The sequence below is a fragment of the Massilia sp. TWP1-3-3 genome, assembly GCF_049897805.1.
Lineage (GTDB): Bacteria > Pseudomonadota > Gammaproteobacteria > Burkholderiales > Burkholderiaceae_D > Telluria_A.
Genome location: NZ_JAFCWX010000005.1, coordinates 14,074 through 37,823, shown reverse-complemented (window position 1 = coordinate 37,823; position 23,750 = coordinate 14,074). Strand labels below are relative to the sequence as shown.

21 protein-coding genes are annotated in these 23,750 nt (G+C 64.3%); all 21 read left to right on the top strand.

From position 1 onward, the window contains the following. The first annotated feature begins 110 nt into the window (after window positions 1–110). The 21 genes from ACP7D4_RS06245 to ACP7D4_RS06145 all read left to right on the top strand — a co-directional run bounded on the left by ACP7D4_RS06245 (window position 111) and on the right by ACP7D4_RS06145 (window position 23,735). Window positions 111–1,163 (top strand): glycosyltransferase family 4 protein, encoded by a 1,053-nt coding sequence (locus tag ACP7D4_RS06245; protein WP_426208208.1) that lies wholly within the window; start codon window positions 111–113, stop codon window positions 1,161–1,163. Beyond that, window positions 1,160–3,154: a heparinase II/III domain-containing protein gene (locus tag ACP7D4_RS06240; RefSeq protein ID WP_426208207.1), complete on the top strand. Its 1,995-nt coding sequence runs from the start codon at window positions 1,160–1,162 to the stop codon at window positions 3,152–3,154. The genes ACP7D4_RS06245 and ACP7D4_RS06240 overlap by 4 nt, the downstream gene beginning before the upstream one ends. 16 nt (window positions 3,155–3,170) lie before the next feature. Beyond that, a complete protein-coding gene (locus ACP7D4_RS06235; protein WP_426208205.1) occupies window positions 3,171–4,490 on the top strand; it encodes a hypothetical protein in 1,320 nt (439 codons plus the stop codon). 63 nt (window positions 4,491–4,553) lie between these two features. Then, on the top strand, window positions 4,554–5,663 hold the full coding sequence (gene wecB, locus ACP7D4_RS06230; RefSeq protein ID WP_426100708.1) for a non-hydrolyzing UDP-N-acetylglucosamine 2-epimerase: 1,110 nt from the start codon (window positions 4,554–4,556) through the stop codon (window positions 5,661–5,663). Then, entirely contained in the window at window positions 5,660–6,397 is a 738-nt protein-coding gene (locus ACP7D4_RS06225; RefSeq protein ID WP_426208203.1) for a WecB/TagA/CpsF family glycosyltransferase, read from the top strand. The genes wecB and ACP7D4_RS06225 overlap by 4 nt, the downstream gene beginning before the upstream one ends. 109 nt (window positions 6,398–6,506) lie before the next feature. Further along, the gene (locus ACP7D4_RS06220; protein WP_426100971.1) at window positions 6,507–7,787 is read left to right on the top strand and encodes a nucleotide sugar dehydrogenase; all 1,281 of its coding nucleotides are present in this window, start codon (window positions 6,507–6,509) and stop codon (window positions 7,785–7,787) included. Between the two features lie 23 nt (window positions 7,788–7,810). Then, window positions 7,811–8,809: a UDP-glucose 4-epimerase GalE gene (gene galE / locus ACP7D4_RS06215; RefSeq protein WP_426100712.1), complete on the top strand. Its 999-nt coding sequence runs from the start codon at window positions 7,811–7,813 to the stop codon at window positions 8,807–8,809. 19 nt (window positions 8,810–8,828) lie between these two features. Further along, window positions 8,829–9,980 (top strand): sugar phosphate nucleotidyltransferase, encoded by a 1,152-nt coding sequence (locus ACP7D4_RS06210; protein ID WP_426100714.1) that lies wholly within the window; start codon window positions 8,829–8,831, stop codon window positions 9,978–9,980. Window positions 9,981–10,009: 29 nt separating this feature from the next. After that, window positions 10,010–11,434, top strand: a complete 1,425-nt coding sequence (locus ACP7D4_RS06205) for a mannose-1-phosphate guanylyltransferase/mannose-6-phosphate isomerase (protein ID WP_426208201.1) — start codon at window positions 10,010–10,012, stop codon at window positions 11,432–11,434. 191 nt (window positions 11,435–11,625) lie between these two features. Continuing rightward, a complete protein-coding gene (locus ACP7D4_RS06200; protein ID WP_426100718.1) occupies window positions 11,626–12,048 on the top strand; it encodes a hypothetical protein in 423 nt (140 codons plus the stop codon). A gap of 320 nt (window positions 12,049–12,368) precedes the next feature. Then, entirely contained in the window at window positions 12,369–15,359 is a 2,991-nt protein-coding gene (locus tag ACP7D4_RS06195) for an ExeM/NucH family extracellular endonuclease (protein WP_426208199.1), read from the top strand. Window positions 15,360–15,377: 18 nt separating this feature from the next. Next, window positions 15,378–16,004, top strand: coding sequence for an NF038129 family PEP-CTERM protein (locus tag ACP7D4_RS06190; protein WP_426100722.1), 627 nt, complete (start codon window positions 15,378–15,380; stop codon window positions 16,002–16,004). 260 nt (window positions 16,005–16,264) lie between these two features. After that, on the top strand, window positions 16,265–16,990 hold the full coding sequence (gene phoB / locus ACP7D4_RS06185; protein ID WP_426100724.1) for a phosphate regulon transcriptional regulator PhoB: 726 nt from the start codon (window positions 16,265–16,267) through the stop codon (window positions 16,988–16,990). After that, window positions 16,987–17,787 carry a LuxR C-terminal-related transcriptional regulator gene (locus tag ACP7D4_RS06180; protein WP_426100726.1) on the top strand — a complete coding sequence of 267 codons (801 nt, stop codon included), beginning with the start codon at window positions 16,987–16,989 and terminating at the stop codon, window positions 17,785–17,787. The genes phoB and ACP7D4_RS06180 overlap by 4 nt, the downstream gene beginning before the upstream one ends. A 126-nt stretch (window positions 17,788–17,913) precedes the next feature. Then, on the top strand, window positions 17,914–18,357 hold the full coding sequence (gene gspG / locus ACP7D4_RS06175) for a type II secretion system major pseudopilin GspG (RefSeq protein WP_426208197.1): 444 nt from the start codon (window positions 17,914–17,916) through the stop codon (window positions 18,355–18,357). A gap of 47 nt (window positions 18,358–18,404) precedes the next feature. Continuing rightward, window positions 18,405–19,592 carry a type II secretion system F family protein gene (locus ACP7D4_RS06170; RefSeq protein ID WP_426100730.1) on the top strand — a complete coding sequence of 396 codons (1,188 nt, stop codon included), beginning with the start codon at window positions 18,405–18,407 and terminating at the stop codon, window positions 19,590–19,592. Then, the gene (locus ACP7D4_RS06165) at window positions 19,589–21,277 is read left to right on the top strand and encodes a GspE/PulE family protein (RefSeq protein ID WP_426208196.1); all 1,689 of its coding nucleotides are present in this window, start codon (window positions 19,589–19,591) and stop codon (window positions 21,275–21,277) included. Before ACP7D4_RS06170 ends, ACP7D4_RS06165 begins: the two co-directional genes overlap by 4 nt. Before the next feature lie 16 nt (window positions 21,278–21,293). Continuing rightward, window positions 21,294–22,073 carry a hypothetical protein gene (locus tag ACP7D4_RS06160; RefSeq protein WP_426208195.1) on the top strand — a complete coding sequence of 260 codons (780 nt, stop codon included), beginning with the start codon at window positions 21,294–21,296 and terminating at the stop codon, window positions 22,071–22,073. Then, window positions 22,070–22,615 (top strand): PilN domain-containing protein, encoded by a 546-nt coding sequence (locus ACP7D4_RS06155; RefSeq protein WP_426100736.1) that lies wholly within the window; start codon window positions 22,070–22,072, stop codon window positions 22,613–22,615. Before ACP7D4_RS06160 ends, ACP7D4_RS06155 begins: the two co-directional genes overlap by 4 nt. Next, window positions 22,612–23,178 (top strand): hypothetical protein, encoded by a 567-nt coding sequence (locus ACP7D4_RS06150; protein WP_426100738.1) that lies wholly within the window; start codon window positions 22,612–22,614, stop codon window positions 23,176–23,178. The genes ACP7D4_RS06155 and ACP7D4_RS06150 overlap by 4 nt, the downstream gene beginning before the upstream one ends. After that, entirely contained in the window at window positions 23,175–23,735 is a 561-nt protein-coding gene (locus ACP7D4_RS06145) for a hypothetical protein (RefSeq protein WP_426100740.1), read from the top strand. Before ACP7D4_RS06150 ends, ACP7D4_RS06145 begins: the two co-directional genes overlap by 4 nt. Window positions 23,736–23,750: the final 15 nt, after the last annotated feature.

Sequence of the window (23,750 nt, the reverse complement as noted above, 5' to 3'; positions counted from 1 at the left end):
TGCCCGGTCTTGATGCACGTTCTTGATGTCCATTCTTGATGCCCGCTCTTGATACCAGCTCTTGATACCCGCTCTTGATACCCGCTCTTGATACCCCTTCCCCGCCGCTAATGAAAAGCATTGTCATGATCGGGCCGTCTCCGGCCTCGCGCGGCGGGATGGCCAGCGTCATCGCCACCTTGCTCGCGCACGGCTACGGCAACGGTGACGGCTGCCGCTTCATCGCCACCCAGGTCGACGGCAGCCGCGCGCGCAAGGCGGGCAGGGCGCTGGCCGCGCTGGCGCAGGTGGCCGGCTTGCTGGCCCTGGGCCGCGTGGCGCTGCTGCATGTGCATCTGGCCTCGGGCGCCAGTTTTTGGCGCAAGGCAGCCTTCATCGGCGCGGCGCGCCTGGCCGGTTGCCCGGTGCTGATCCACCTGCACGGCGGCCAGTTCGCCCAGTTTCTCGACCAGCGCCTGGGCCGGCGCCGGCGCCGCCTGGCGCTCGCGCTGCTGGCCGGCGCGCGCGCCGGTTTTGCGCTCACCCGCGCGTCGGCCGCGCTGCTGCGCGAACATTGTCCGCAGGCCGAGATCGAGCTGTTTCCCAATCCCGTCGCGCCCGCGCCTTCCCTGCCTCGCGCGCCGGGCGCGAACCTGCTCTTTGTTGGACGGCTGGAAGCGGGCAAGGGCGTGTTCGACCTGCTGCACGCCTTTGCCCGCGTGCACGCGGCGCGGCCCGACGCGCGCCTGGTGCTGGCCGGCGATGGCGACGCGCGGCCGCTGGAGGCACTTGCCGAAAAGCTGGGCCTGCTTGACAGCCTGTCACTCCCCGGCTGGATCGATGCCGAGCAGCGCCGCGCGCTGCTGGCCACGGCGGGCGTGTTCGTTTTGCCATCGCATCACGAGCAATTGCCGATGAGCTTGCTTGAAGCGATGGCGGCCGGCGCACCCGTCGTGGCCACCGACGTGGGCGCCATTGGCGAGCTGTTGGCACATGGAAGATACGGAACTGTGGTGCCGCCCGGCGATATCGACAAGTTAGCTGCGGCCATCCTGAAAATGCTGCAAGATAATATTCTTGCGGACAATATCTCCGCACGCGGACTGGAGCGGGTGCAGTCCGAATATCATGTGGAAAAAGTGTTAGCGCGTCTCCGCCGTCGCTACGAGGAGTTGCTGCAATGATCAAACAGTTTGCCATCGCCACCACCTGCGTTGCAGCCTTGTGCTCGCCCGCCCGTGCGCAGTTCACCGCCACGCCCCAGACCTATTCTCCGTCCGAGCTGGGCGTCACCGCCAGCGCTCTGAGCGGCACGGCGCTGGGCACCGCGCTCGACAATTTCGACGCCAGGGTTCCCGCCATGGCCCACCCGCGCCTATTCAAGGGCCAGGCCGACTATGCCGGCATCGTGGCCGCCACCAAGGCCGAGCGATCGACGTCGATCACGGCGCTGACCGGCTACCTCAAGCGCAATCCCGTGGCCAACACCAGCGCCGCGCTGCGCGCCAACATCAACGCGGCCGACAGCGCCGTGCGCATGAGCACGTGGTGGCAGCAAACCCGCATTTTGGAAGGCATGGCGGAAGCGGCCGTGGCCTGGTACATTACGCGCGACCCTTGGTTTTTGAACGAAATGCGCGCCCGCATGACCTTGTTCACGCCGGCCGTGCTGGCGCGCAAGTGCAGCGGCGACGTCGCCGAAACGCGCGACTACGTCTGGTTCTACGGCCTGGCCTACGACTTTGCCTACGCCGGCATGAGCGCCAGCGACCGCCAGGCGGTCAAGAATATCCTGCTCTCCTGCGGCAACGCCGGCCTGCTGAAGGTGGCCGACACGGTGCGTCTGTACCCGGAAAACGGGATTGCCTTCAATGCGCTGGGCAAGTTCGTCGGCGCCTTGCTGATCGTGCGCGGCGACATGCCCGAAATGAATTCCTGGCTGCGCAACGCGCTGCCCACTTACGTGGCCGGCGTCAGTCCGTGGGGCGGCGACGACGGCGGCTTTGCCAACGGCTCCACCTACGCCGAATGGGACGCGGGCGAGTCGCTGATCATGTGGGACCTGGTCGAACGCGTGCTCGGCGTGCCGTTTTACCGCAAGCCGTGGCTGACCGAGTTCGCGCGCTTCATCGCTTACGCGCTGCCGCCCGGCACGCCGGCCGGGGTGTTTGGCGACGGCGCCGAAGTCAACCGCAAGGAAGACTGGGCCCGCTTTGGCAAGGCCATCATGAACCGCTCCGACACCACCTTGTCGCGCTGGTACAGCAAGCAGCAAAGCGGCGAGGATTATGCGCGCCTGCATATCCTGCTCAGTCCCCGCGAATCGACTGCCAGCGCGCTTTTGCCCGCCACCCAGCCCAGCGGCGCCTATTTTCCCGTGATCGGCTGGTCGATCATGCACAGCGCGCTCACCGATCGCCTGCGCACGTCGGTGTTCTTCAAGAGCAGCCCCTTCGGTTCAGTCAACCATTCCCACGCCGACCAGAACAGCTTCGTGCTGTATGCCAAGGGCACCGTACTGGCCATGGACAGCGGCGTCTATGACTACTACAACTCGCCCCACTGGCGCAGTTACTACAAGCAAACGCGCGCGCACAACGCCATCACGGTCGATGGTGGCCAGGGGCAGGGCCTGGGTCCGACTGGCCTGGGCGAACGCGCCGCGGCCGGGCGCCTGACGCGCTTCGAGCAAACGCCGGCGTACGACATTTCCAGCGGCGACGCCAGCGCCGCCTACAGCGGCTTGTTGAGCAAAGCCAAACGCACCGTGATTTTTATCCGGCCTTCGACGCTGGTCACGGTCGACCAGCTGGCCAGCACGGTGGCGCGCCGTTATGAATACAATCTGCACACGCCGGTTCCGCTCAGCGGCACGGCTGCCGCTTTCCGGGCGGCCAATGCGCCCGCCGAATTGTGCGGCGCAGTGGCCTCGCCCGACGCGCTGGCCATCAGCAGCAGCCAGGGGTACTACCCGGCTCCGACCACGCCAGCCGGGCCCCATTACTGGAACAAGTTTAGCTTCAGCAATCCCCGCACCAGCGGCCTGATCGTGTCGGTGTTGCGCACCGACTGTCTGTCGGCCAAGCCGGACATCGTGTTCGGCAGTTCCGGTGCTACGATTACCGCTGGCGGTCGCGTGATCACGGTAAGCGACCTGGACGTAACGGTGCAATAGTGCACAAGGGGTGGGCATGGCGTGCGACGGTTCGGTGTTGCAAGCAATGGCCGGCAGGTTCAGGTTTGCCCTGATCGACCTGGTGCGCGGCACGCGCGCGCTCGCCGTGCTGCGCGAACTCGAAGCGCTTCAATTCGCCCCGCCTGCCGTGCTTGCCGCGCGCCAGCGCCTGGCCCTCGCTCAGTATGTGGCCACGGTGCGCGGCGCCGGCGCGCTGCACGCGCGCTACGGCGCCTTTGCCCAGTTCCCCGTCATCGACAAAGCCTTCGCGCTCGCCAACCGCGAGCGCTTGCGCAACCGTGCTTACCACGGCAAGCTGGTGCGCAAAAAAACCGGCGGCTCGACCGGCGAACCCTTCGTCTACGTGACGGGCGTGCGCGCCCAGTCCTACCTGTGGGCGGCGATCTTGCTCAGCTGGCGCGTGGCCGGCTATCGGCTGGGCGAGCCGGTCGCCTTTTTGGCTGGCAGCGCACTGTTCGGCGCCGGCTACAAGCAACAGCTGTATTACCGGCTGATGAATGTGCACCTGTTTTCCGCCTTCGACCTGGCGAGCGCGCAACTGGACCGTTACGCCGCCGGCATCGCGCGCTGCCGCTTGTTGTACGGCTATGCGTCGGCCATTCACCGGCTTGCCCTGCATGTCCTGGCCGGGCCCGCGCGCGCGCACTTTTCGCTGCGCGGAGTGGTGTGCACCGCCGAAGTGCTCAGCGCGGCCATGCGCGCCGACATCGAGCGCGCTTTTGGTGCGCCGTGTTACAGCCAGTACGGCTGCAACGACGCCGGCGTGTCCGCTTACGAATGCGAACGGCGCGACGGCTTTCACCTGGTCACCGAGCGCGCCTTTCACGAAGTGTTGCCCGATGGCCGGCTGATCGCCACCGACCTGGCCAACGACGCTTTTTTCCTGCCGCGCTACGACACGGGCGACCTGGTCGCCATGGCGGACACCCCGTGCCCGTGCGGGCGCGGCTTTCCCCTGATCAAAAGCGTGATCGGGCGCGCCAACGACCTGGTGCACGACAGCGCGGGCAATACCGTCCATTCCGAATTTTTTACCCATCTTTTTCGCGAAGATGCGCGCATTGCCGCCTTCCAGGTGCTCTACGATGCGCGGCAACTGGCCGTGATCGTGCAGTGCCCGGACGCGGCACTGGGCGCCGCGCTAGACACCTACCGCGCCCGCATTGCTGCGGCACTGCGCTTTGACGTGATACGGTTTTTTATCAACTCGCCATTTATCCGTATCACGAACGGCAAGCACCGTTTTGTGCTGCGGGTGGACGATATGGAAGGGGTGCTGCCTGAAAACGCTGGCAGTTGCACCGCGCACGGCTGAAATCGCGCGCCAAAAAAAGCGCTATTCCCACTATAATTGTACTTTTGATAAATTTGGACAACCATGCCACTGATCTATCTCGTCGCCGGTGCCCGGCCCAATTTCATGAAGATCGCACCCATCGTGCGCGCCTTGCAAAGCCAGCAAGCGCTGACCTTCAAAATCATTCATACCGGCCAGCACTATGACCGCGACATGAACGAGGTCTTCTTCGAGGAACTGGGCATTCCCCAGCCCGACATTTTCATGGGCGCGGGCGGCGGCAGCCATGCGGCGCAAACGGCCAAGATCATGGTCGCCTTCGAGGAACTGTGCATCGCCGAGCGTCCCGCCGCAGTGCTGGTGGTGGGCGACGTCAATTCCACGCTGGCGTGTTCCATTGCCGCCAAAAAGCTCAACATTCCCGTCGCACACGTCGAAGCGGGCTTGCGCAGCGGCGACATGACCATGCCCGAGGAAATTAACCGTCTCGTCACCGACAGCATCACCGACTGGTTTTTTGTCACCGAGCCGTCGGCCGTCAAGCATTTGCAGCGCGAAGGCAAGCCGGACTCGGCCATTCACTACGTCGGCCACGTCATGGTCGACAACGTACTGTTCCAGGCCGACAAGCTGACCCGCACCGACACTTCCGGCTTTGAAACGAGCGCCTTCAAGGCGGCGCAGGCGGAAAAAAGTGGGCGCTATGGCGTCGTCACGCTGCACCGTCCCAGCAATGTCGACGATGCCGCCATGATGACCCGCATCGCCGGCGCCCTCAAGGATATTGCGGCCGACTTGCCGCTGATCTTCCCGGTGCACCCGCGCACGCGCGCCAACCTGGCCAGCTTCGGCATCGACCTGGGGCCGAACATCACGCTGGTCGGCCCGCAAGCCTACATGGCTTTTCTGAACCTCTGGAAAGACGCCACGGTGGTGCTGACCGACAGCGGCGGCCTGCAGGAAGAAACCACGGCGCTAGGCGTGCCTTGCATTACGATCCGCGAAAACACGGAGCGCCCCGTCACCGTCGACGAAGGTTCCAACGTGCTGGTGGGCACTGATCCGGTGCGCATCGTGGCCGAAGCGCGCAAGGTCATGCGCGGCGAAGGCAAGCAGGGCCGCCGTCCAGACCTGTGGGATGGCAAGGCCGCCGAGCGCATCGTCGCCGTGCTCGCGAGGGAACTTGCGTGACACAGCGCATTTCCATGATGGGCTGTCTGATCGACAACCTGTCCATGGAAGAGACCCTGCACCGGGTCGACGGTTTTATCCGCGCCGGCACGCCGCACCAGCATGTGGTGGTCAATGTCGACAAGCTCGTCAAGGCCAGCCGCGCGCCTGAGCTGCGCCGCATCATCAATGACTGCGACCTGGTCAGCGCCGACGGCATGCCGGTGGTGTGGGCGGCGCGCCTGCTGGGCAAACCGTTCAAGGAACGCGTGGCCGGCATCGACCTGTTCGAAGCCTTGATGGAGCGCGCGGCCGAACGCGGCTGGCGCGTGTTTTTGCTGGGCGCGCGCGAAGAAGTCGTGGCCCGCGTGCGCGCGCTGTACGAACAAAAATACCGTGGCTTGGTCATCGCCGGCCACCGCAACGGTTACTGGAGCGCGGCCGAGGAAATCAATGTGGTGGAACAGGTGGCCGCCAGCCGCGCCGACCTGCTGTTCGTAGCCATTAGTTCTCCCAAAAAAGAACAGTTTCTGGGCCAGTATCAGGCCCGCATGCAGGTGCCGTTTGCCATGGGCGTGGGCGGCAGCTTTGACGTTGCGGCCGGGCTGGTGCGGCGCGCACCGCGCTGGATGCAGCGCGCGGGGCTGGAATGGTTTTACCGTTTTTTGCAGGAACCGCGGCGCATGTTCCGCCGTTACTTTATCGATGACGTGGCTTTTCTCTGGCTGTTTCTCAAGGAAGCGGCGCGCCTTTGACCTCTCGAACAAGGACATCATGAGCACAATTGGCGCCACAGGCGCTATAGCCGGTTCGGGCGCTTCAGCCGCTTCGGGCATTATCGGCACTATCGGCAGTATCGGCACTATCGGCACTATCGGCGTTATCGGCCTCGGCTATGTCGGGCTTCCCCTGGTCGTTGAATTCGGCAAACTCGGGCCCACCATCGGCCTGGATATCTCGCAAGCCAAGGTCGATGCCTGCCGGCGCGGGGTCGACCCATCGCGCGAATTGTCCGACGCCCAGATGGCGCTGGCCGTGCACGCCGAGTACACGGCCGACCCGGCGCGCCTGAACGACGCCGACATGATTATCGTGGCCGTCCCAACCCCGGTCGACATCGCCCACAACCCCGATTTTGGCCCCTTGATCGGCGCCAGCGAGGTGGTCGGCAAATTCATGAAGCGCGGCGCCACCGTCGTCTACGAGTCCACCGTGTACCCGGGCGCGACCGAGGAAGTGTGCATTCCCGTGCTGGAAAAAGCGTCCGGCCTGACCTGGAAAAAAGACTTCTTCGTCGGCTACTCGCCCGAGCGCATCAACCCGGGCGACCGCGAACACACGCTCACGACCATCCTGAAAGTGGTCGCCGGCGATACGCTAGAAACGCTGGAAAAAGTGGCCGTCATGTACGAGGCCATCGTCGTGCCCGGCGTGCACCGCTGCTCGAGTATCAAAGCCGCCGAAGCTTGCAAGGTCATTGAAAACACGCAGCGCGACCTGAACATCGCCTTGATGAATGAGCTCGCCCTCATTTTCGACAAGATCGGCATCGACACCGCCGAAGTGCTGCAAGCTGCCGGCACCAAGTGGAACTTTCTCAAGTTCAGCCCGGGCCTGGTGGGCGGGCATTGCATCGGCGTCGATCCGTATTACCTGACCCACAAGGCGGGCATGCTGGGCTACCATCCGCAAGTCATTCTGGCGGGCCGGCGCATCAACGACGGCATGGCCAAGTTCATTGCCGAGGCGACCATCAAGAACATGATCGCCAGCGGCGCGCATATCAAGGGCGCGCGCGTCATCGTGCTGGGCCTGACCTTCAAGGAAGACTGCGCCGACCTGCGCAACTCCAAGGTCGGCGACGTGATCACCGAATTGCGTTCCTACGGGGTGGACGTGTTTGTCCATGATCCGTATGCTGACCATGCCGAAGCGCTGCACGAATATGGCGTCACGCTGCTCGACTGGGCGCAATTGCCGCGCGCCGAAGCGATTGTCGCGGCGGTGTCGCACAAGCAGCTGCGCGCGTTAAGTGCGCAAGATTTTTGCCACAAGCTGGTCGATGGCGGCTGCTTCATCGACGTCAAGGCTTGCTTTGACGCGCAAGCGCTGCAAGCGGCGGGCATGCGCGTCTGGCGACTGTAAACAACCCTTTTTAGTGAGTCCCTATGAAAATTCTCGTTACCGGCGGCCTTGGCTACATTGGCGCGCACACTTGCGTTGAACTGATCGCGGCCGGGCATGATCCCGTCGCCCTCGACAACTTGTCCAACACCACAACGGCCGTGCAGGCGCGTGTGGAAAAAATCACCGGCCGCCCGCTGGCCTTTGTCAAAGCCGACATCCGCGACCGCGCCGCGCTCGACGCCGTCTTCACGCAGCATGCCTTTGATGCCGTGATCCACTTCGCGGGCCTGAAAGCGGTGGGCGAATCGGTCGCGCAGCCGCTGCGCTACTACGACAACAACGTGGCCGGCAGCGTCACGCTGTTTGAAGCGATGCAGGAGCACGGCGTCAAGACGCTGGTGTTCAGCTCGTCGGCCACGGTCTACGGCGACCCGGCGTCGGTGCCGATCAGCGAACACTTTCCGCTGTCGGCCACCAACGCCTACGGTCGCAGCAAGCTGATGATCGAAGACATCCTGCGCGACCTGATTGTCGCCCAGCCCGACTGGTGCATTGCACTGCTGCGCTACTTCAATCCGGTCGGCGCCCACGAAAGCGGGCTCATCGGCGAGGAGCCGAACGGCATTCCCAACAACCTGCTGCCGTATATCGCCCAGGTGGCCGAAGGCCGGCGCGAAAAACTGTCCGTCTACGGCGACGATTACCCCACGCCCGACGGCACCGGCCTGCGCGATTACATCCACGTGGTCGACCTGGCGCTAGGTCATGTCAAAACCCTAAGCAAGCTGGCGACAGGTCCCGGCGTTGTTACGTACAATTTGGGCACCGGGCGTGGCAATAGTGTTCTGGAAATGGTGCGCGCGTTCGAGCGCGCCAGCGGCAAGGCCGTTCCCTACCAGATCGTGCCCCGCCGTCCCGGCGATATTGCCGCCTGCTACGCCGATCCCGCGCTCGCAAAAGCAGAACTTGGCTGGAGCGCCGAACGCGATATCGCCCAAATGTGCGCCGATTCCTGGCGCTGGCAATCGATGCCCAAATGACTAGATAAAGGAAGTTCTGATGAAAGCAATGATTTTAGCCGCGGGCAAAGGCACCCGCGTACGTCCTCTGACCTACGACCTCCCCAAGCCCATGATCCCGATCCTGGGCAAGCCCGTGATGGCTTACCTGGTGGAGCATCTGGCCAAGTACGGCGTCACTGAAATCATGGTCAACGTCAGCTATCTGCATGAAAAAATCGAAGAGTATTTCGGCGAAGGGCACCAGTTCGGCGTGCAGATCGGCTATTCCTTCGAGGGTTACACCACCGACGATGGCGAAGTCGTACCGCAACCGATCGGCTCGGCCGGCGGCCTGAAAAAAATCCAGGAGTTCGGCGGCTTTTTCGACGAAACTACGGTGGTGTTGTGCGGCGACGCGCTGATCGACCTCGACTTGAAGTCGGCGCTGTTCGAGCACCGGCGCCGTGGCGCGCTGGCGTCCATCATCACCAAGGAAGTGCCGTGGGATAAGGTCTCGAGCTACGGCGTGGTCGTGGCCGATGCCGACGGACGCATCACCGCGTTCCAGGAAAAACCCAGCCAGGCCGAGGCCAAGTCCAATTTCATCAGCACCGGGATTTATATTTTCGAGCCGGAAGTCATCGACCTGATTCCGAAGGACCGCCAATTCGATATCGGTTCCGAACTGTTCCCGCTGCTGGTAGAAAAGGGCGTACCGTTTTACGCGCAGGCGCGCTCGTTCAACTGGATCGACATCGGCACCGTGTCCGATTACTGGCAAGTGCTGCAAGACATGCTGCGCGGACAAATCCCGCAGCTTGACGTGCCCGGCACCCAGATCGAAGACGGCCTGTGGGTTGGCCTGAACACCCAGATCGCGTGGGAAGGCACCACCATCGAAGGCCCCGTCTACATCGGCTCGGGCGCGCGCATCGAGCCGGGTGTGCACATCGTGGGGCCGAGCTGGATCGGGCACGGCAGCCACATCTGCGCGGGCGCGAAAGTCGTGCGCAGTGTACTTTTTGAATACACGCGCGTCTTGCATGATGTAAACTTGCACGAAATGATCGTGTTCAAAGATTACAGCGTCGATCGCGCAGGGGAGATGAAACATGTCTCCGAGTACGCATCGCATGCATGGTTGAACGCGCGCGACCGGCGCCAAAGCCGGCGCACCGATGCAAGCGCCGAACAGAACACCTTGTTATAAAAACAGACCAAGAAAAGAAAGCAGAACCAATGAAAATTTACCCAGTCATCCTGTCCGGCGGCGCCGGCACCCGGTTGTGGCCGCTGTCGCGTGCGGTGCTGCCCAAGCAACTGCTGCCGCTGGTGACGGACAAAACGATGCTGCAAGACACTGTCTTGCGCGTCACGGGCTGGCCCGACCTGATGACGCCGCTGGTGGTGTGCGGCAACGAGCACCGTTTCCTGGTGGCTGAGCAATTGCGCGAGATCGACGTCAAGCCGCTCGGCATCCTGCTCGAGCACGTGGGGCGCAACACCGCGCCGGCCGTTGCCGCCGCCGCCCAGTACCTGGTCGCCATCGACCCCGACGCCGTCATGCTGGTGCTGCCGGCCGACCATGTAATTGAAAACCAGCCAGCCTTCGCCGCCGCCGTGGCGAGCGCCGCGAAGCTGGTGGCGGGCGGCGCCCTGGCCACCTTCGGCATCGTGCCGCAGGGGCCGGAAACGGGTTACGGCTACATCCGCCGCGGCGCGCACGTGGCCGGTTCCGAAGAGGGCTTTCAGGTCGACCGTTTCGTTGAAAAGCCGGACCGCGCAACTGCCCAAGGTTTTGTGGATGACGGCCGCTATTACTGGAACAGCGGCATGTTCCTGTTCAGCGCGCGCGCCTACCTCGACGAGCTGGCCGAATTCGCCCCCGCCATTGCCGCCGCGGCCGAAGCGTCGGTACGGCTCGGTTACCAAGACCTCGATTTCTGCCGCCTGGACGAAGCCTCGTTCACGATGTGCCCGTCCGACTCGATCGATTACGCCGTCATGGAGCGCACCGCGCGCGCGGTGGTGGTGCCGGCTGACATCGGCTGGAGCGATGTCGGCTCCTGGTCGGCGCTGTGGCAAGTGCAACAAGCCGGGGCCGACGCCAACGGCAACGTACGGCGCGGCGATGTCTACCTTGACGGCGTGAGCAATTCGCTGGTGCGCGCGTCCAGCCGCATGGTGGCCGTGCTGGGCGTGCAAGACTTGATCGTGGTCGAGACCAATGACGCCGTGCTGGTGGCGCACAAGGACCAGGTGCAGCGCGTCAAGCAGATCGTCGAGCACCTGCAGAAGACCGAGCGCACCGAGCACTTGCAGCACACCAAGGTGTACCGCCCGTGGGGTCACTATGAAGGCATCGATGCGGGCGACCGGTTCCAGGTCAAGCGCATCACGGTCAAGCCGGGCGAAAAGCTGTCGCTGCAAATGCACCACCACCGCGCCGAGCACTGGGTGGTGGTCAGCGGCACTGCGCGCGTGACCTGCGGCGAGAAAGTAAGCCTGCTGTCCGAAAACGAGTCGACCTACATTCCAATCGGCATGAATCACCGCCTCGAAAATCCGGGCAAGCTGCCGCTGCACATCATCGAAGTGCAAAGTGGCAGTTACTTGGGCGAAGACGACATCGTCCGCTTCGAAGACATTTACCAGCGCGCCTGAGCCACCGCGCGCGCAAAAGCAGGGAGCCTCGGCTCCCTTTTTTTCGCGCCTGCACAACTCTACCCCGGGGTAGATTGTGAACTGACAAAGCGCAAACACAACACTTTCTGCGCGGAAAGAAATTTCCATAGGGAAAACAATTGCCTCAGGGATACAATAAATGCGTCGAATCATTTCTTCCCGGGGGCATCATGTTGCAGACAATTTCCAAAGCATTACTGGCTTTTTCCACCATGACGCTGCTCGTCGCCTGCAGCAATACGCCGGCCGATGCACCCGTCGCTGCCGTCGCTCCTGCGGCTGCCGTCGCACCGATCTTCGTCGAATACGCCGCTGACCCTGCCGCTGCGCCAGCGGGCACGCGCGTGTTGGTCGCGTCCGTCAACGTGCTGGTCACCCCGCCGCAAGTGTCGGAAAGCGAACGCGTCGCTGAAGAGCTGCGCCTGGTCGATTTTGAACAGTCGTTTGCTATTGAAATGAATCGCCGCAACCAGGAACAGGCCGCGCGCGCCGAACGCGCCGCCGTCGCCGCGCGCGCCGGGGTGGTGCAGGGCCCCGGCTGCGAAGGTACCGAGGGCCACGCCGCCGTGGAATGCGAGCAGTCGCTGATCTGACCCGACCGAAGCGTTGGTCCCGTGAAGGAAGCTGCGGCTTCCTTTTTTTACGTGCGCCCAGCATGGGCGCATCCTTGCAGTACAAGTAGTTCTTCTTTCGCTGGAAGGCTACCCTTCTTTTCGCGCCGCTTCCCGGCCCACGCGCCCTTGTTTTTCACGCCGGTTAGTCCATTCGGATCAATGTGCCGTCATCAACGTGTCACCTCCGACCGTTAATATCCATTCCGTCAATATTAGGTGCTTTTTTATAACACTCTGCGGGCAAGCGCCGTGCCATTTACACAAAACAGTTTTTCTACCACTTCACTTCAGGATTTTCGATGACAAAGCTTGTTGCTACGATTCGCGCCCCCGGCCGGCTGACCGTGCTCGCCGCTCTGATGGCTGGACTGTCCGCTCCCGCCTTGGCGGCTTCGCCGAACCTCGTTATCAGCCAGATTTACGGCGCCGGCGGCAACAGCGGAACGACCTTCTACAAGTTCGACTACATCGAGATCTTCAACCGCGGCAGCACGGCCGTCACGGCCAGCGGCTGGAGCGTGCAATACGGTTCGCAGAACAGCACGACCTGGAGCAACAAGTCCCCACTGCCAACCTTTACCATCGAGCCTGGCCAGTACCTGCTGATCCAGGAGCAGGGCGGCACCGGCGCCCAGGCCGCGCTGCCAACCCCGGTCATTGTGCCGACCACGATGTTCAACATGTCTGCAACCGTCGGCAAGGTCGCCCTGGTCAGCGATACCGTCTCGCTGTCGGGCGCCACGCCGGCCACGGCCAATGTCGTCGACCTGCTCGGCTTTGGCGCCGCCAACGGCAGCGAAACCGCGCCGTCTGCGCCGGCCAGCAACACGCTGGCCTTGTTCCGCGCCCAGGGCGGCTGCGTCGACACCGATAACAACGCGGCCGATTTCGCCACCGGCGCGCCAAGCCCGCGCACCAGCGATTCGCCCCGCAACAGCTGCGCCGTAGCCGCCGCGCCCATCGTGCTGACCTGCCCATCCTCGCTTGCCATCGAGCAGGGCACCGGCCGCGGTGTCAGCTTGAGCGGCAAGGATGCCGACAGCATCGTCAACGGCGCCAGCATTACCAGCGCCGCCGTGGCCGGCATCAGCCTGGCCGGCTTCACCCCCGCCGCTGCCCGTGGCGGCGTGGCCAGCGTTAACCTGCAGGCCGACGCTTCCCTGGCCGCCGGCAGCTATCCCGTCACGATCCGCTTCACCAATGACAGCGCGCAGGAGAGCAGCTGCAGCGTCACCGTCGCCGTCACCGGCGTGGCCGCCATTTCCCAGATCCAGGGCGCGGGCGAGGCCAGCCCGTTCAAAGACCAGGTCGTGATCACCGAAGGCGTGGTCACCCACAAGGTTGGCAACGGCTACTTTTTGCAGGACGCCGTCGGCGACGGCAACCCGGCCACGTCCGACGGCCTGTTCGTGTTCACCTCGGGCGCCGTCAACGTCGGCGACCTATTGCGCGTGCGCGGCACCATCACCGAATTTCGCCCGACCGGCGCGCCGCGCACCTACACGGAAATGAAGGACGTCACGGCTACCAAGGTCCTCTCCAGCGGCAACAGCGTCACGCCCACCAATATCAACTTCGACGGCACCCTGGACCTGGCCCGCTTCGAGGGGATGTTGGTCAACATCAACAATGCGCTCACCATCAACCAGTCCAGCTTCCTGGGCACGCGCGGCGAACTGACGCTGGCTGCCGGCCGGCGCGAAACACCGACCAACCGCTACCGTCCAGGCACGCCGGAAGCGATTGCGCTCGCTACGGCCAATGCGCGCAATGCACTGGTGCTTGACGACAGTATTTTCGTCGCGCCAACCGTGATTCCTTATGTCGACGGCGGCGCGCGCATCGTGCGCGCGGGCGACACCGTCACCGGCCTGACCGGCGTCATCGACTACGGTTCCATCGGCGCCGGCGCCGGCTTCAAGCTGCAGTACACGCTCGAGCCGTCGTTCTCGGCGACCAACCCGCGCACGGGCGCACCGCAACTGGCTGCCGGCAATATCAAGGTCGCCAGCGCCAACGTGCTCAATTACTTCACGACCTTTACCGACGGCACCAATGCCTGGGGCGAGACCGGCGTCGGCTGCCAGCTCGGCGCCACCAACGCGGCGGCCAACTGCCGCGGCGCCAACAATATGGCCGAATTCGAACGCCAGACCAAAAAGATTGTCAATGAAATGCTGGGCATCGACGCCGACGTGTTTGGCTTGATGGAAATCCAGAACAACGGCGACATCGCGACCGACTACCTGGTGCAGCAACTCAATGGCAGCGTCGGCTACCCGCTCTACGCCTACGTGCCCGCGCCTGCCGCCACCGGCACCGACGCCATTCGCGTATCGATGATCTACAAGCCGGCCAAGGTGCAGCTGGTGGGCGCGGCGCTGTCGGACGCTGACAGCGTCAACACCCGTCCGCCCATGGCGCAGACTTTCAAGGCCGGCAACGGCGCCCGGTTCTCGCTGGTGGTCAACCATTTCCACGCCAAGGCCAGCACCTGCAGCGGCGAAAACGCCGACCAGGGCGACGGCCAGGGGTGCAGCAATGTGCGCCGCACCCAGCAAGCCACCCGCCTGGCCAAGGTGTTCATCCCGCAAATCATCAGCGTCGCGGGCGACCCTGACGTGCTGGTCATGGGCGACCTGAACGCCAACGGTGCCGAAGACCCGATCTTCACCTTGACCGAGTCGGGCCTGGTCAACCAGCTCGAGCGCTTCGTGCGTCCCCTTGAAACGCCGTATTCGTACGTGTTCAACGGTGAAGTGGGCTACCTCGACCACGCGCTGGCAACGCCGTCCCTCAGCGCCCAGATGACCGGCGCGGCCGAGTGGCACAACAATGCTGACGAGCCGACCATGATCGACTACAACATCGACGGCAAGACGGCCGCCGCCGTGGCCCTGATCGAAGACCATGCCTACCGCGCTTCCGACCATGACCCGGTCGTGGTCAGCATGAACTTGCCGGCAACCATTACCGACGCCAGCGCCAACTTGACGGTGCAGCGCTCCGGCCTGGTGCAAAACCGCGTGACCGGCAAGGTCAGCGCCACCATCACCCTGACCAACATTTCGGGCAAATCGATGAGCGGCCCGTTCCTGGTGCTGTTTACCAACTTGACCCCCGGCGTGTCGATTGAAAACGCCACCGGCATGAAGGACGGCATGTATTACATCACCGTCAACAATGCAACGATCGCCCCCGGCGCCAAGGCGAGCTTCAGCGCCGTGTACGTCAACCCGAACAAGGTGGTCTTTGGTCACACCAACAAAGTCTTTACCGGCACTTACTAATTCCAAGGAACCATGACCATGTTTAACTTTGCAAGCTTCGCCCGCCAGGCACTACTGGCTGCCACCCTGGCGCTGAGCAGCGCCGCCGCGTTGGCAGGTCCCAGCTACCTGGTGACGATCCATACGGGCAACGTCGATGCCGAAGCCGGCTTGATGGACTTCAATTTCTATACCACCAATGACGCCATCGGCGGTACTGCCAGCTTGTCGAACTTCAGCGGCGCCTTCGGCGCCGAGTACGACCGCGCCGGCAGCGCCGACGGCAGCGTTGCCGACACGCTCACCTTCACCCCGGGCTTGACGTCGAACTACCTGACCCAAAACGTGCTCTTCGGCGGCGACTTTTCGTTCAACGTGACGTTTTCAGGCGACTATGAAACCGTGGCGGGCCTGTATGCGCCCACCTTCCAGGTCTCGCTGTACGACGCTTTCCTGGCCACGGAGTACGGCGTGGCCGTGCAGTTCGACCTGCTCCCGGCGCTCAATGCCGATGCCGCCGGCGTGCTGGTGACGATTAACGACCCATTGCTGGCCAGCGTCACCGAACTGGTGGCGTCGGACGTGCCCGAGCCGTCCGCCATGCTGATGATGCTCAGCACGCTGGCGCTGGCCGGTGTTGCACTGCGCCGCCGTCGCAGCCGCTAAGTCAGGGCCAGCCGTTCCGGGCGCCGCGCCCGACCTTGCATCAGACACATTTGTTCGGAAACGACAAGTGTGTCTTTTTTTTATCCTGGTACAGCACGCCTCAACAACAATGCTCCACCGTGCGCATAGAATGACGGGCGCGATTTAGTCGACATCTGTCTTAATACACAAACTAAATTGTATTAGCCATGGGTTCCCGGCTTCGGGCATAGTCATTTTAATATGCAATTTTGTGTGAGTATTCGTTTAGGATCGCAATAATGCCAGCCCACATACTCGTCGTCGACAGCGATTGCGCCGTCCAGCAAGTGATCCATTCGAACCTGAGCCGGGCCGGCCACGTCGTTGCCAGCAGCGTTGATGCCGAGTGCGCACTGCTGGCGCTGGGCGAGTGCCTGCCCGACCTGCTGCTGCTCGAGTGGGACTTGCCCGGCCAGTCGGGCGTCTCCTTGATCCGGCGACTGCGCGCTCAGCCGCGCACGCGCGACTTGCCAATCATCATGGTCAGCGCCCGCAGCGGCGAGCATGACAAGATCATGGCGCTCGAGTCCGGCGCCGACGATTACATTACCAAGCCCTTCGGCCCGCGCGAAATGATTGCCCGCATTGGCGCCTTGCTGCGTCGCCGCTCGCCCCACGCGGCCGCAGACACGGTGCAAATGGCCGGCCTGCGCCTCGACCCGAGCACCCACCGCGTCACGGCCGGCAACCAGCAGGTGGCGCTGGGCCGCGTGGAGTTTCGCCTGCTTAATTTTCTGATGCACCATCCAGAGCGCGTGCATACCCGTTCCCAACTGCTCGACCAGGTCTGGGGCGACCATGTTTTTCTGGGTGAGCGTACCGTGGACGCCCATGTCGGCCGCCTGCGCAGCGCGCTGCAGGCCACCGGCCACCAGGAACACATCGAAACCGTGCGCGGCAGCGGCTACCGCTTCGTGGCCTGGGGCACGCGCGCCGGACAACCCTGGCAAGCCGCCGCCGCGTGACAGCGCCCGTCATCCTCAGCAAGAGGGAGCAGGAGTACCTGCTGCGCATTATCGAGTCGTCCTTGCAGGTGGACGACCTGCGCCAGTTCTTTCTCTGGAGCCAAGGTCAGCTGCAAGCATTGCTGCCCCATCAACTGATGGTGTGTATGCAGTTTTCGGGCGCGGGCGTGCTGCAGCGCATTGAAGCCTTGCACGCCAGCGTGGAGGGGGAATCTGCCATCGCGCGTCTGTGCGATCCGCATGCCGGGCTGGCCGTGCGCCTGGCGCGCCATTGCAGCGCGCCAGGCGTCTTGCCTTGCATGGCGCAATTGCACGGGCACGGCCCCCTCGATCGAGCTGTTGCACCTTTCCAGGCCGAACTGGCCGACTGCGGCTACGCCAATGTGATCATCGACGGCAGCGGCCCGGTAGCCGGGGGCGCGACTGTGTTTGCGCTGTTCGGCCTGCCGATGCGCCCCGGCGCGCGCCATGCCTATTTTCTGGCCTTGCTGCTGCCGCAGTTGCACCTGGCGCTGGTCAGACTGGCCCGGCCGGGCAGCGCACTGGCCCGCACCACACCCGGCGCTGCGGGCCGGGCGCTGAGCGCGCGCGAGGCGCAAATCGTGCACTGGCTGCGCGCCGGCAAGCGCAACGACGAGATCGGCGCCATCCTGGGCCTGAGTGGCTTGACTGTGAAGAATCATTTGCAGCGGATCTACAAACTGTTGGGTGTGCGCAACCGTGTCGAAGCGGTCACCCGCTGCACCGATGCGGGCTTGCTGGCCAATGAAAGACTAGTCATTTCCGCTGGGACTTGAACATCGTTTTGTCTATTGCAGGACGGCAATGCAGCTCGCCGTCGGTCAGCCTAAACAGTAGTTGTGGGTATTGCAAAGGGTATGGTAGCCTTGCACGCCAAAATGAGCCATTGAGGAGTCGGTCGGATGTTTGCAACAAACCCAAGACACAGCACTGCGCGCAAGCACAACGCGGGCTTTACGCTGCTCGAATTACTGGTCGTTATCGTCATCATCGGCTTGCTGGCCGCCTATGTCGGTCCCAAATATTTTGCCCAACTGGGCAAGTCGGAAGTCACGGTCGCCAAGGCCCAGATCGAATCGTTTGAAAAGTCGCTCGACACCTACCGCCTCGACGTCGGGCGCTATCCGAGCACGGAGGAGGGCATGGCCGCGCTGATGGTCGCGCCTCCGGCCGCCGCCACCAAGTGGAACGGCCCGTACCTGAAAAAAGCGGCGCCGCTCGACCCGTGGGGCAACGCCTACGTGTACCGTTCTCCCGGCGCCAAGGCCGAGTACGAAATCGTTTCCACCGGCAAGGATGGCCAGCCGGGCGGTACTGGCGAAAACGCCGATATCGTCACCCAGTAAGCCGCATATTTCCTTGCGCACTTTTCCTTGAATCGGTAGAACGTTCCATGCAGTTTGCCGTCCGAACCTTGGCGCCCGATATGTCCATCGCGCGCATGACTGTTGACGCCCTCGACGAGGCCGATGCGCGCCGCCAGGTTGAGTCGCGCGGGCTGTTCGTCTCGCAGGTGGAACCGGTGCGCGCGGGCGGCCTGCGCAAAAGACGCGGCGGCGCACTGTCGCTGGTGCTGTTCAGCCAGGAGCTGCTGGCGCTGCTCACCGCCGGCCTGGGCATCGTCGAAGCGCTCGAAGCGCTGCTGGAAAAGGAAGCCTCCGAAAACACCCGCGGCGTGCTCGAACGCCTGCTGGGCGGCCTGCGCGAAGGCAAGCGTTTTTCCACCGTCCTGTCCGAACAGCCCGACCTGTTTCCCCCGCTGTATATCGGCATCGTGCGCGCGGCCGAAGGCACCAGCGACCTGCCGCGTTCGCTCTCGCGCTTCATCGATTACCAGCAGCGCATTGACATCGTGCGCAGCAAGATCGTCAGCGCCGCCATTTATCCCTGCATCCTGCTGCTCGTGGGCGGCGGCGTGAGCCTGTTCCTGATCACCTATGTAGTGCCCAAATTCGCCGAGGTCTACCAGGGCGCGGGGCGCGATCTGCCGTGGATGTCCAAGGTCATGCTCGGCTGGGGCCAGTTCGCCGGCGCCCACACCAGCATGCTGCTGGCGGGCCTGGGCAGCGTGGCCGCGCTGGGCGTGCTGGCCTGGCGCCACCTGACGCGCGACGGCGGCCTGGGCCGCCTGCTGGCGCGCCTGCCCGGCATTGGCGAGCGCGTTCGGATCTATGAACTGTCGCGCCTGTACCTGACGCTCGGCATGCTCTCCGAAGGCGGCATCACCATCGTGCACGCGATTGAAACGGTGCAGTCGATGGTCTCGGCCACGGTGCGCGCCTCGCTGGTTGCCGCGCGCGCCGACATCGAAGCGGGCCAGCCCTTGTCGACCGCCTTCGAAGCGCACCAGCTGACCACCCCGATTTCGCTGCGCATGCTGCGCGTGGGCGAGCGCACCGGCGACATGGGCCCGATGCTGACCCAGTCAGCCGCGTTCTACGACGGCGAAATCAGCCGCTGGATCGACCGTTTTACGCGCACCTTCGAGCCGCTGCTGATGGCCGGCATCGGCCTGATCGTCGGCGCCATCGTGGTGCTGCTGTATATGCCCATTTTCGACCTTGCCGGAGACATGTCATGAGCCAGGCTTGCATGATCGACGCCGCTATGCTGGCGCGCGCGCGCGCCCAGAGCCTGCACACCCAGCGTCCCTTGATGGCCGAACTCGAAGTGCTGTGCGGGCTCGACGCGCGCCTGATCGTGCAGGAACTGGCGCTGCCCTTTGGCCTGTCGGTGATGGAAACGGCCGAAATGCTCAGCCAGTTGCCCGCCTTTGACCTGCTGCCGCTGGCGCACGCGCTGGCGCGCCACTGCGTGCTGCTGCGCGGCGCGGCGGGCGAACTGACCGGGGTGATTGCCGACCCGTTCGACCTGGACCTGCAAACCTGGCTCGAGACGCAAGCGCGCGCCACGCCCAGCCATCCCTTGCGCCTGCGCCTGGCGCTGCAGTCCGACATCCAGGCCTACCTGTCCAAGCAGGAAGAGTCGGCGCGCGCGGTCGATACGCTGGTGGCGGGCGTCTCCGAAGGTCGGCGCGACGGCAAGACCGCCGCCGTGCTCTCGTTCGCGTCGGTGTCGGAAGCTGCCAGTCCCGCCGTCAAGCTGGTCAACTCCACTTTGTACGACGCCTTGAAAGCGGGCGCTTCCGACATTCACCTGGAAAGCACCGCCGGCGGGCTGGCCGTCAAGTACCGCGTGGACGGGGTGCTTGACCACGCAACCTCGGTCAACGGCATTGAAGTGGCCGAACATATCATTTCGCGCCTGAAGGTACTGGCCGAACTGGACATCGCCGAGCGGCGCGTGCCGCAGGATGGCAGCTTCCGGGTCGAGTCGGGTGGGCGCGAGATCGACCTGCGCGTGTCGATCATGCCGAGCATTCACGGCGAAGACGCCGTCATCCGGATCCTGGACAAGCGCGCCATGATCGAAGCGTACGGCGCGCTCACGCTCGAAGCGCTCGGCTTTGACGCCGCTTCCCTGGTGTCGCTGCGCACGCTGGCGCAAGAAGCTTACGGCATGCTGCTCGTGACCGGGCCCACCGGTTCGGGCAAGACCACCACGCTGTACGCGGCGCTGACCGAAATTCACAACGGGCGCGAAAAGATCATCACCATTGAAGACCCGGTCGAATACCAGCTGCCCGGCATTTTGCAAATTCCCGTCAACGAGAAAAAAGGCCTGACCTTTGCCAAGGGCTTGCGCTCGATCTTGCGCCACGACCCGGACAAGATCATGGTCGGGGAAATCCGCGACCGCGAGACGGCTGAAATTGCGGTGCAGTCGGCGCTTACGGGCCACCTGGTGCTCACCACCGTCCACGCCAACAATGTGTTCGACGTGTTTGGCCGCTTCACCCACATGGGCATCGATCCATATGCGTTCGTGTCGGCGTTAAACGGCATCTGGGCCCAGCGCCTGGTGCGCATGAACTGCCCGCACTGCGCCGCGCAGTACACGCCAAGCGACGCCGAACTTGCCGCCGTCAACCTGGAGCGCAATGAAGTGCAGGATTACCTTTTCATGCAGGGCAAGGGTTGCGGGGACTGCCGCGGCACCGGCTACAAGGGACGCCGCTCGATTGCCGAGATCTTGACGCTGAACGATGAAATCCGCGAGCTGATCGTCGACAAGCGCCCGATCCGCCAGATCAAGCAGGCCGCCTACGAGAACGGCACGCGCAGCTTGCGCCTGGCTGCGCTCGACTTGGTCAAGCGCGGCGCCACCACGCTCACGGAGATTAAACGGGTGACACTGCATGCGTAAAAGTTTTGGACAATCCTTGCGCATCGGCGTATCCAGGCATGTGGTGGCGCTGGTCACGGCCAACCGCTTCGGCAAGGCGCGCGCGCAAGTGGTGGCCGAGCTGGCGCTGGGCCAGGGTGGGGTCGACGCCATCGGCGCTGCGCTGCGCCAGCTGCTGGCCGACGCCGGCTGCGCCAAGTGGAGCGCGACGGTCGTGCTGGCCGATGAACTGGCCCGCATCTGGCAAGTGGCGCCGCCCGTTGGCGCCGCCCGCCTGGCCGACCTGGAAGGGGCGGCCGCGCTGCGCTTCCAGTCGCTGTACGGCGAGAGCGCAGCCGGCTGGAAGCTGGCCGGCGGCTGGGACACCGAAAAGCCCTTCATCGCCTGCGCGCTGCCGCGCCAGCTGCTCGCCATGCTGGGCGCGGCGGCGGGCGAACAGCACGTCACGCTGGTGGAAATCGTGCCCCAGTTCGTCGCCGGCTGGAACCAGTACCGGCGCGCCCTGTTGCCCGGGGCCTGGTACGGCCTGGTGCAGGAAAATGTCCTCACGCTCGGCGCCATAGACGCCGGCCAGGTGCGCGCCGTGCGCGCCACCGCGCTGCCTGAGGGTGCTGGCATCGAGTGGCTCGGCCAGCATGTGGCGCGCGAAGCCTTGCGCTTGAATCTGCCGGTGCCGCAGCGGCTGCAGCTGTCCGGCCAGGCGCCTGCCATCTGGAACAATAGCAGCGGCGCGTTTGCGTGCTCGCTGCTGGCGCCGCAATCGAACCCTTCGCTGTCGCACGCGGCGCGCCTGGCAGCTACCGGAATTTGTTCATGAATCAGCTCCCCATCGACTTTGCGCCGCCGGGTTTGCGGCGTACTTTGCACCGCACCACCAGGCGCGCCTGGGTGCTGGGCGTGGTGGGCCTGACGCTGTGCGCGGTGGCGGGCGTGCTCGGTGGGCGCATGCTGGCGCGCCAGAAAGCGGACGACGCCATGCTGGAAGCGGCGCGCGTGCGCGCCAACGTGCCGGTGGTGGTCGCGGTGGCCAGCACGGGTCCGCGCGTGAGCGAGCAGCAGGCCGCCGTGGTCAACGCCGCCGTCATGCAGTTGAATTTGCCGTGGCGCGCGCTGCAGGACGCCATTGGCGCGGCCACGCCGCCGGCCATTGCCATGCTGGCGCTGGAGCCGGACGCGCGCAAGCGCAGCATGAAAATCACCGCCGAGGCCAAGAGCAGCGACGCGATGATCGACTACGTCGAAAAGCTCAAAGAGCAGGAGCTATTTGCCAACGTGGCCTTGACGCGCCACGAGATCAACGAACAGGACCCGGCGCGCCCGATCCGCTTCCAGATCGAAGCAGAATGGATCGCCCCATGAAGCCGATAAATTTTTCCGCGCTGGCCTTGCGCCTGCGCCTGGCCGCCACCGCCCTTGGCCCCGTGTTTTGTCTTGCCTGCGCGTTGATCGCGGTGGGCGCTGCGGCGCTGGCCTGGCTGCTGCCGCAGCGCGCGCTGCAGGCCGAACGCCACCGCAACGCGCTGCGCGTGGTGAGCATGCCGGCCGTTGCCAGCGCCGTGCTGCCGGTGGCCACCAGCGACCAGAATCTGGCACTGTTTTACGCCACGCTGGGTGAGCAGCGCTACGCCGAGCAGCAGGTCAAGACGCTGTTCGCGCTGGCCGGCAAGGCCAGCCTGTCGCTCAGCCAGGGCGAATACAAGAGCGCCTATGACCGGAACGCGAACCTGCACACTTACCAGGTCACGCTGCCGGTCAAGGGCACCTACGGCCAGGTCTGGTCGTTCGGCTTGATGGCGCTGCGTTCGATTCCCTACGCGTCGCTCGATGAATTGAGCTTCAAGCGCGAAAATATCGGCGACGCCCAGCTCGAAGCGCGCCTGCGCCTGACGCTGTATTTGTCCGACCAGGGAGGCGCGCGATGAATCCACGCCATATCGCCATGGGAGCGGCCTTGCTGGGCGCCGCGGCGCTGGTCGCTTTTGGCGACCGCAAGCCCGACAGCGGCGTGGCCGAAGCGGTCGAGCGCAAACCGGCCCGCGCCGACGCGACCGTGGCCGCCGTCGCCATTCCCCGGCGCGCGGCGCCCGGCGCTGCGGCCGACCCGGCCATTTTGCGCCTGACCCCGCGCGCCACCCTGATTGGCAACAGCGACGAGGCCATGGGCCCCGGCCAGGACGTGTTTGGCCGGCGCGACTGGACGCCGCCACCGCCGCCGCCGCCCAAGCAGGCCAGCAACGCCGCGCCGCCACCACCGCCGCCGCCCATGGCGCCGGCGCTGCCTTTCACCTATCTTGGCAAGGCCGCGTCCGCCGGCAGCTGGGAAGTATTTCTCGCCATTGGCGAGAAGACTTACATCGTGCGCGACAAGATGGTCATCGACGGCACTTACCGGGTTGACGCGATAGCACCGCCGACGCTGACGCTTACTTATTTGCCTTTGAACCAGGTTCAACAGCTTAACATTGGAGTACTCGACTGATGCCTAGTCACCTTT

What these genes read in the sequence shown, in the direction of transcription:
- galE (WP_426100712.1), top strand. Translation starts at nt 7,811, where the DNA reads ATGAAAATTCTCGTTACCGGCGGCCTTGGCTACATTGGCGCGCACACT.
- ACP7D4_RS06245 (WP_426208208.1), top strand. Translation starts at nt 111, where the DNA reads ATGAAAAGCATTGTCATGATCGGGCCGTCTCCGGCCTCGCGCGGCGGG.
- ACP7D4_RS06165 (WP_426208196.1), top strand. Translation starts at nt 19,589, where the DNA reads ATGAGCCAGGCTTGCATGATCGACGCCGCTATGCTGGCGCGCGCGCGC.
- gspG (WP_426208197.1), top strand. Translation starts at nt 17,914, where the DNA reads ATGTTTGCAACAAACCCAAGACACAGCACTGCGCGCAAGCACAACGCG.
- ACP7D4_RS06170 (WP_426100730.1), top strand. Translation starts at nt 18,405, where the DNA reads ATGCAGTTTGCCGTCCGAACCTTGGCGCCCGATATGTCCATCGCGCGC.
- ACP7D4_RS06190 (WP_426100722.1), top strand. Translation starts at nt 15,378, where the DNA reads ATGTTTAACTTTGCAAGCTTCGCCCGCCAGGCACTACTGGCTGCCACC.
- ACP7D4_RS06235 (WP_426208205.1), top strand. Translation starts at nt 3,171, where the DNA reads ATGGCGTGCGACGGTTCGGTGTTGCAAGCAATGGCCGGCAGGTTCAGG.
- ACP7D4_RS06205 (WP_426208201.1), top strand. Translation starts at nt 10,010, where the DNA reads ATGAAAATTTACCCAGTCATCCTGTCCGGCGGCGCCGGCACCCGGTTG.
- ACP7D4_RS06200 (WP_426100718.1), top strand. Translation starts at nt 11,626, where the DNA reads ATGTTGCAGACAATTTCCAAAGCATTACTGGCTTTTTCCACCATGACG.
- phoB (WP_426100724.1), top strand. Translation starts at nt 16,265, where the DNA reads ATGCCAGCCCACATACTCGTCGTCGACAGCGATTGCGCCGTCCAGCAA.
- wecB (WP_426100708.1), top strand. Translation starts at nt 4,554, where the DNA reads ATGCCACTGATCTATCTCGTCGCCGGTGCCCGGCCCAATTTCATGAAG.
- ACP7D4_RS06145 (WP_426100740.1), top strand. Translation starts at nt 23,175, where the DNA reads ATGAATCCACGCCATATCGCCATGGGAGCGGCCTTGCTGGGCGCCGCG.
- ACP7D4_RS06155 (WP_426100736.1), top strand. Translation starts at nt 22,070, where the DNA reads ATGAATCAGCTCCCCATCGACTTTGCGCCGCCGGGTTTGCGGCGTACT.
- ACP7D4_RS06150 (WP_426100738.1), top strand. Translation starts at nt 22,612, where the DNA reads ATGAAGCCGATAAATTTTTCCGCGCTGGCCTTGCGCCTGCGCCTGGCC.
- ACP7D4_RS06210 (WP_426100714.1), top strand. Translation starts at nt 8,829, where the DNA reads ATGAAAGCAATGATTTTAGCCGCGGGCAAAGGCACCCGCGTACGTCCT.
- ACP7D4_RS06240 (WP_426208207.1), top strand. Translation starts at nt 1,160, where the DNA reads ATGATCAAACAGTTTGCCATCGCCACCACCTGCGTTGCAGCCTTGTGC.
- ACP7D4_RS06195 (WP_426208199.1), top strand. Translation starts at nt 12,369, where the DNA reads ATGACAAAGCTTGTTGCTACGATTCGCGCCCCCGGCCGGCTGACCGTG.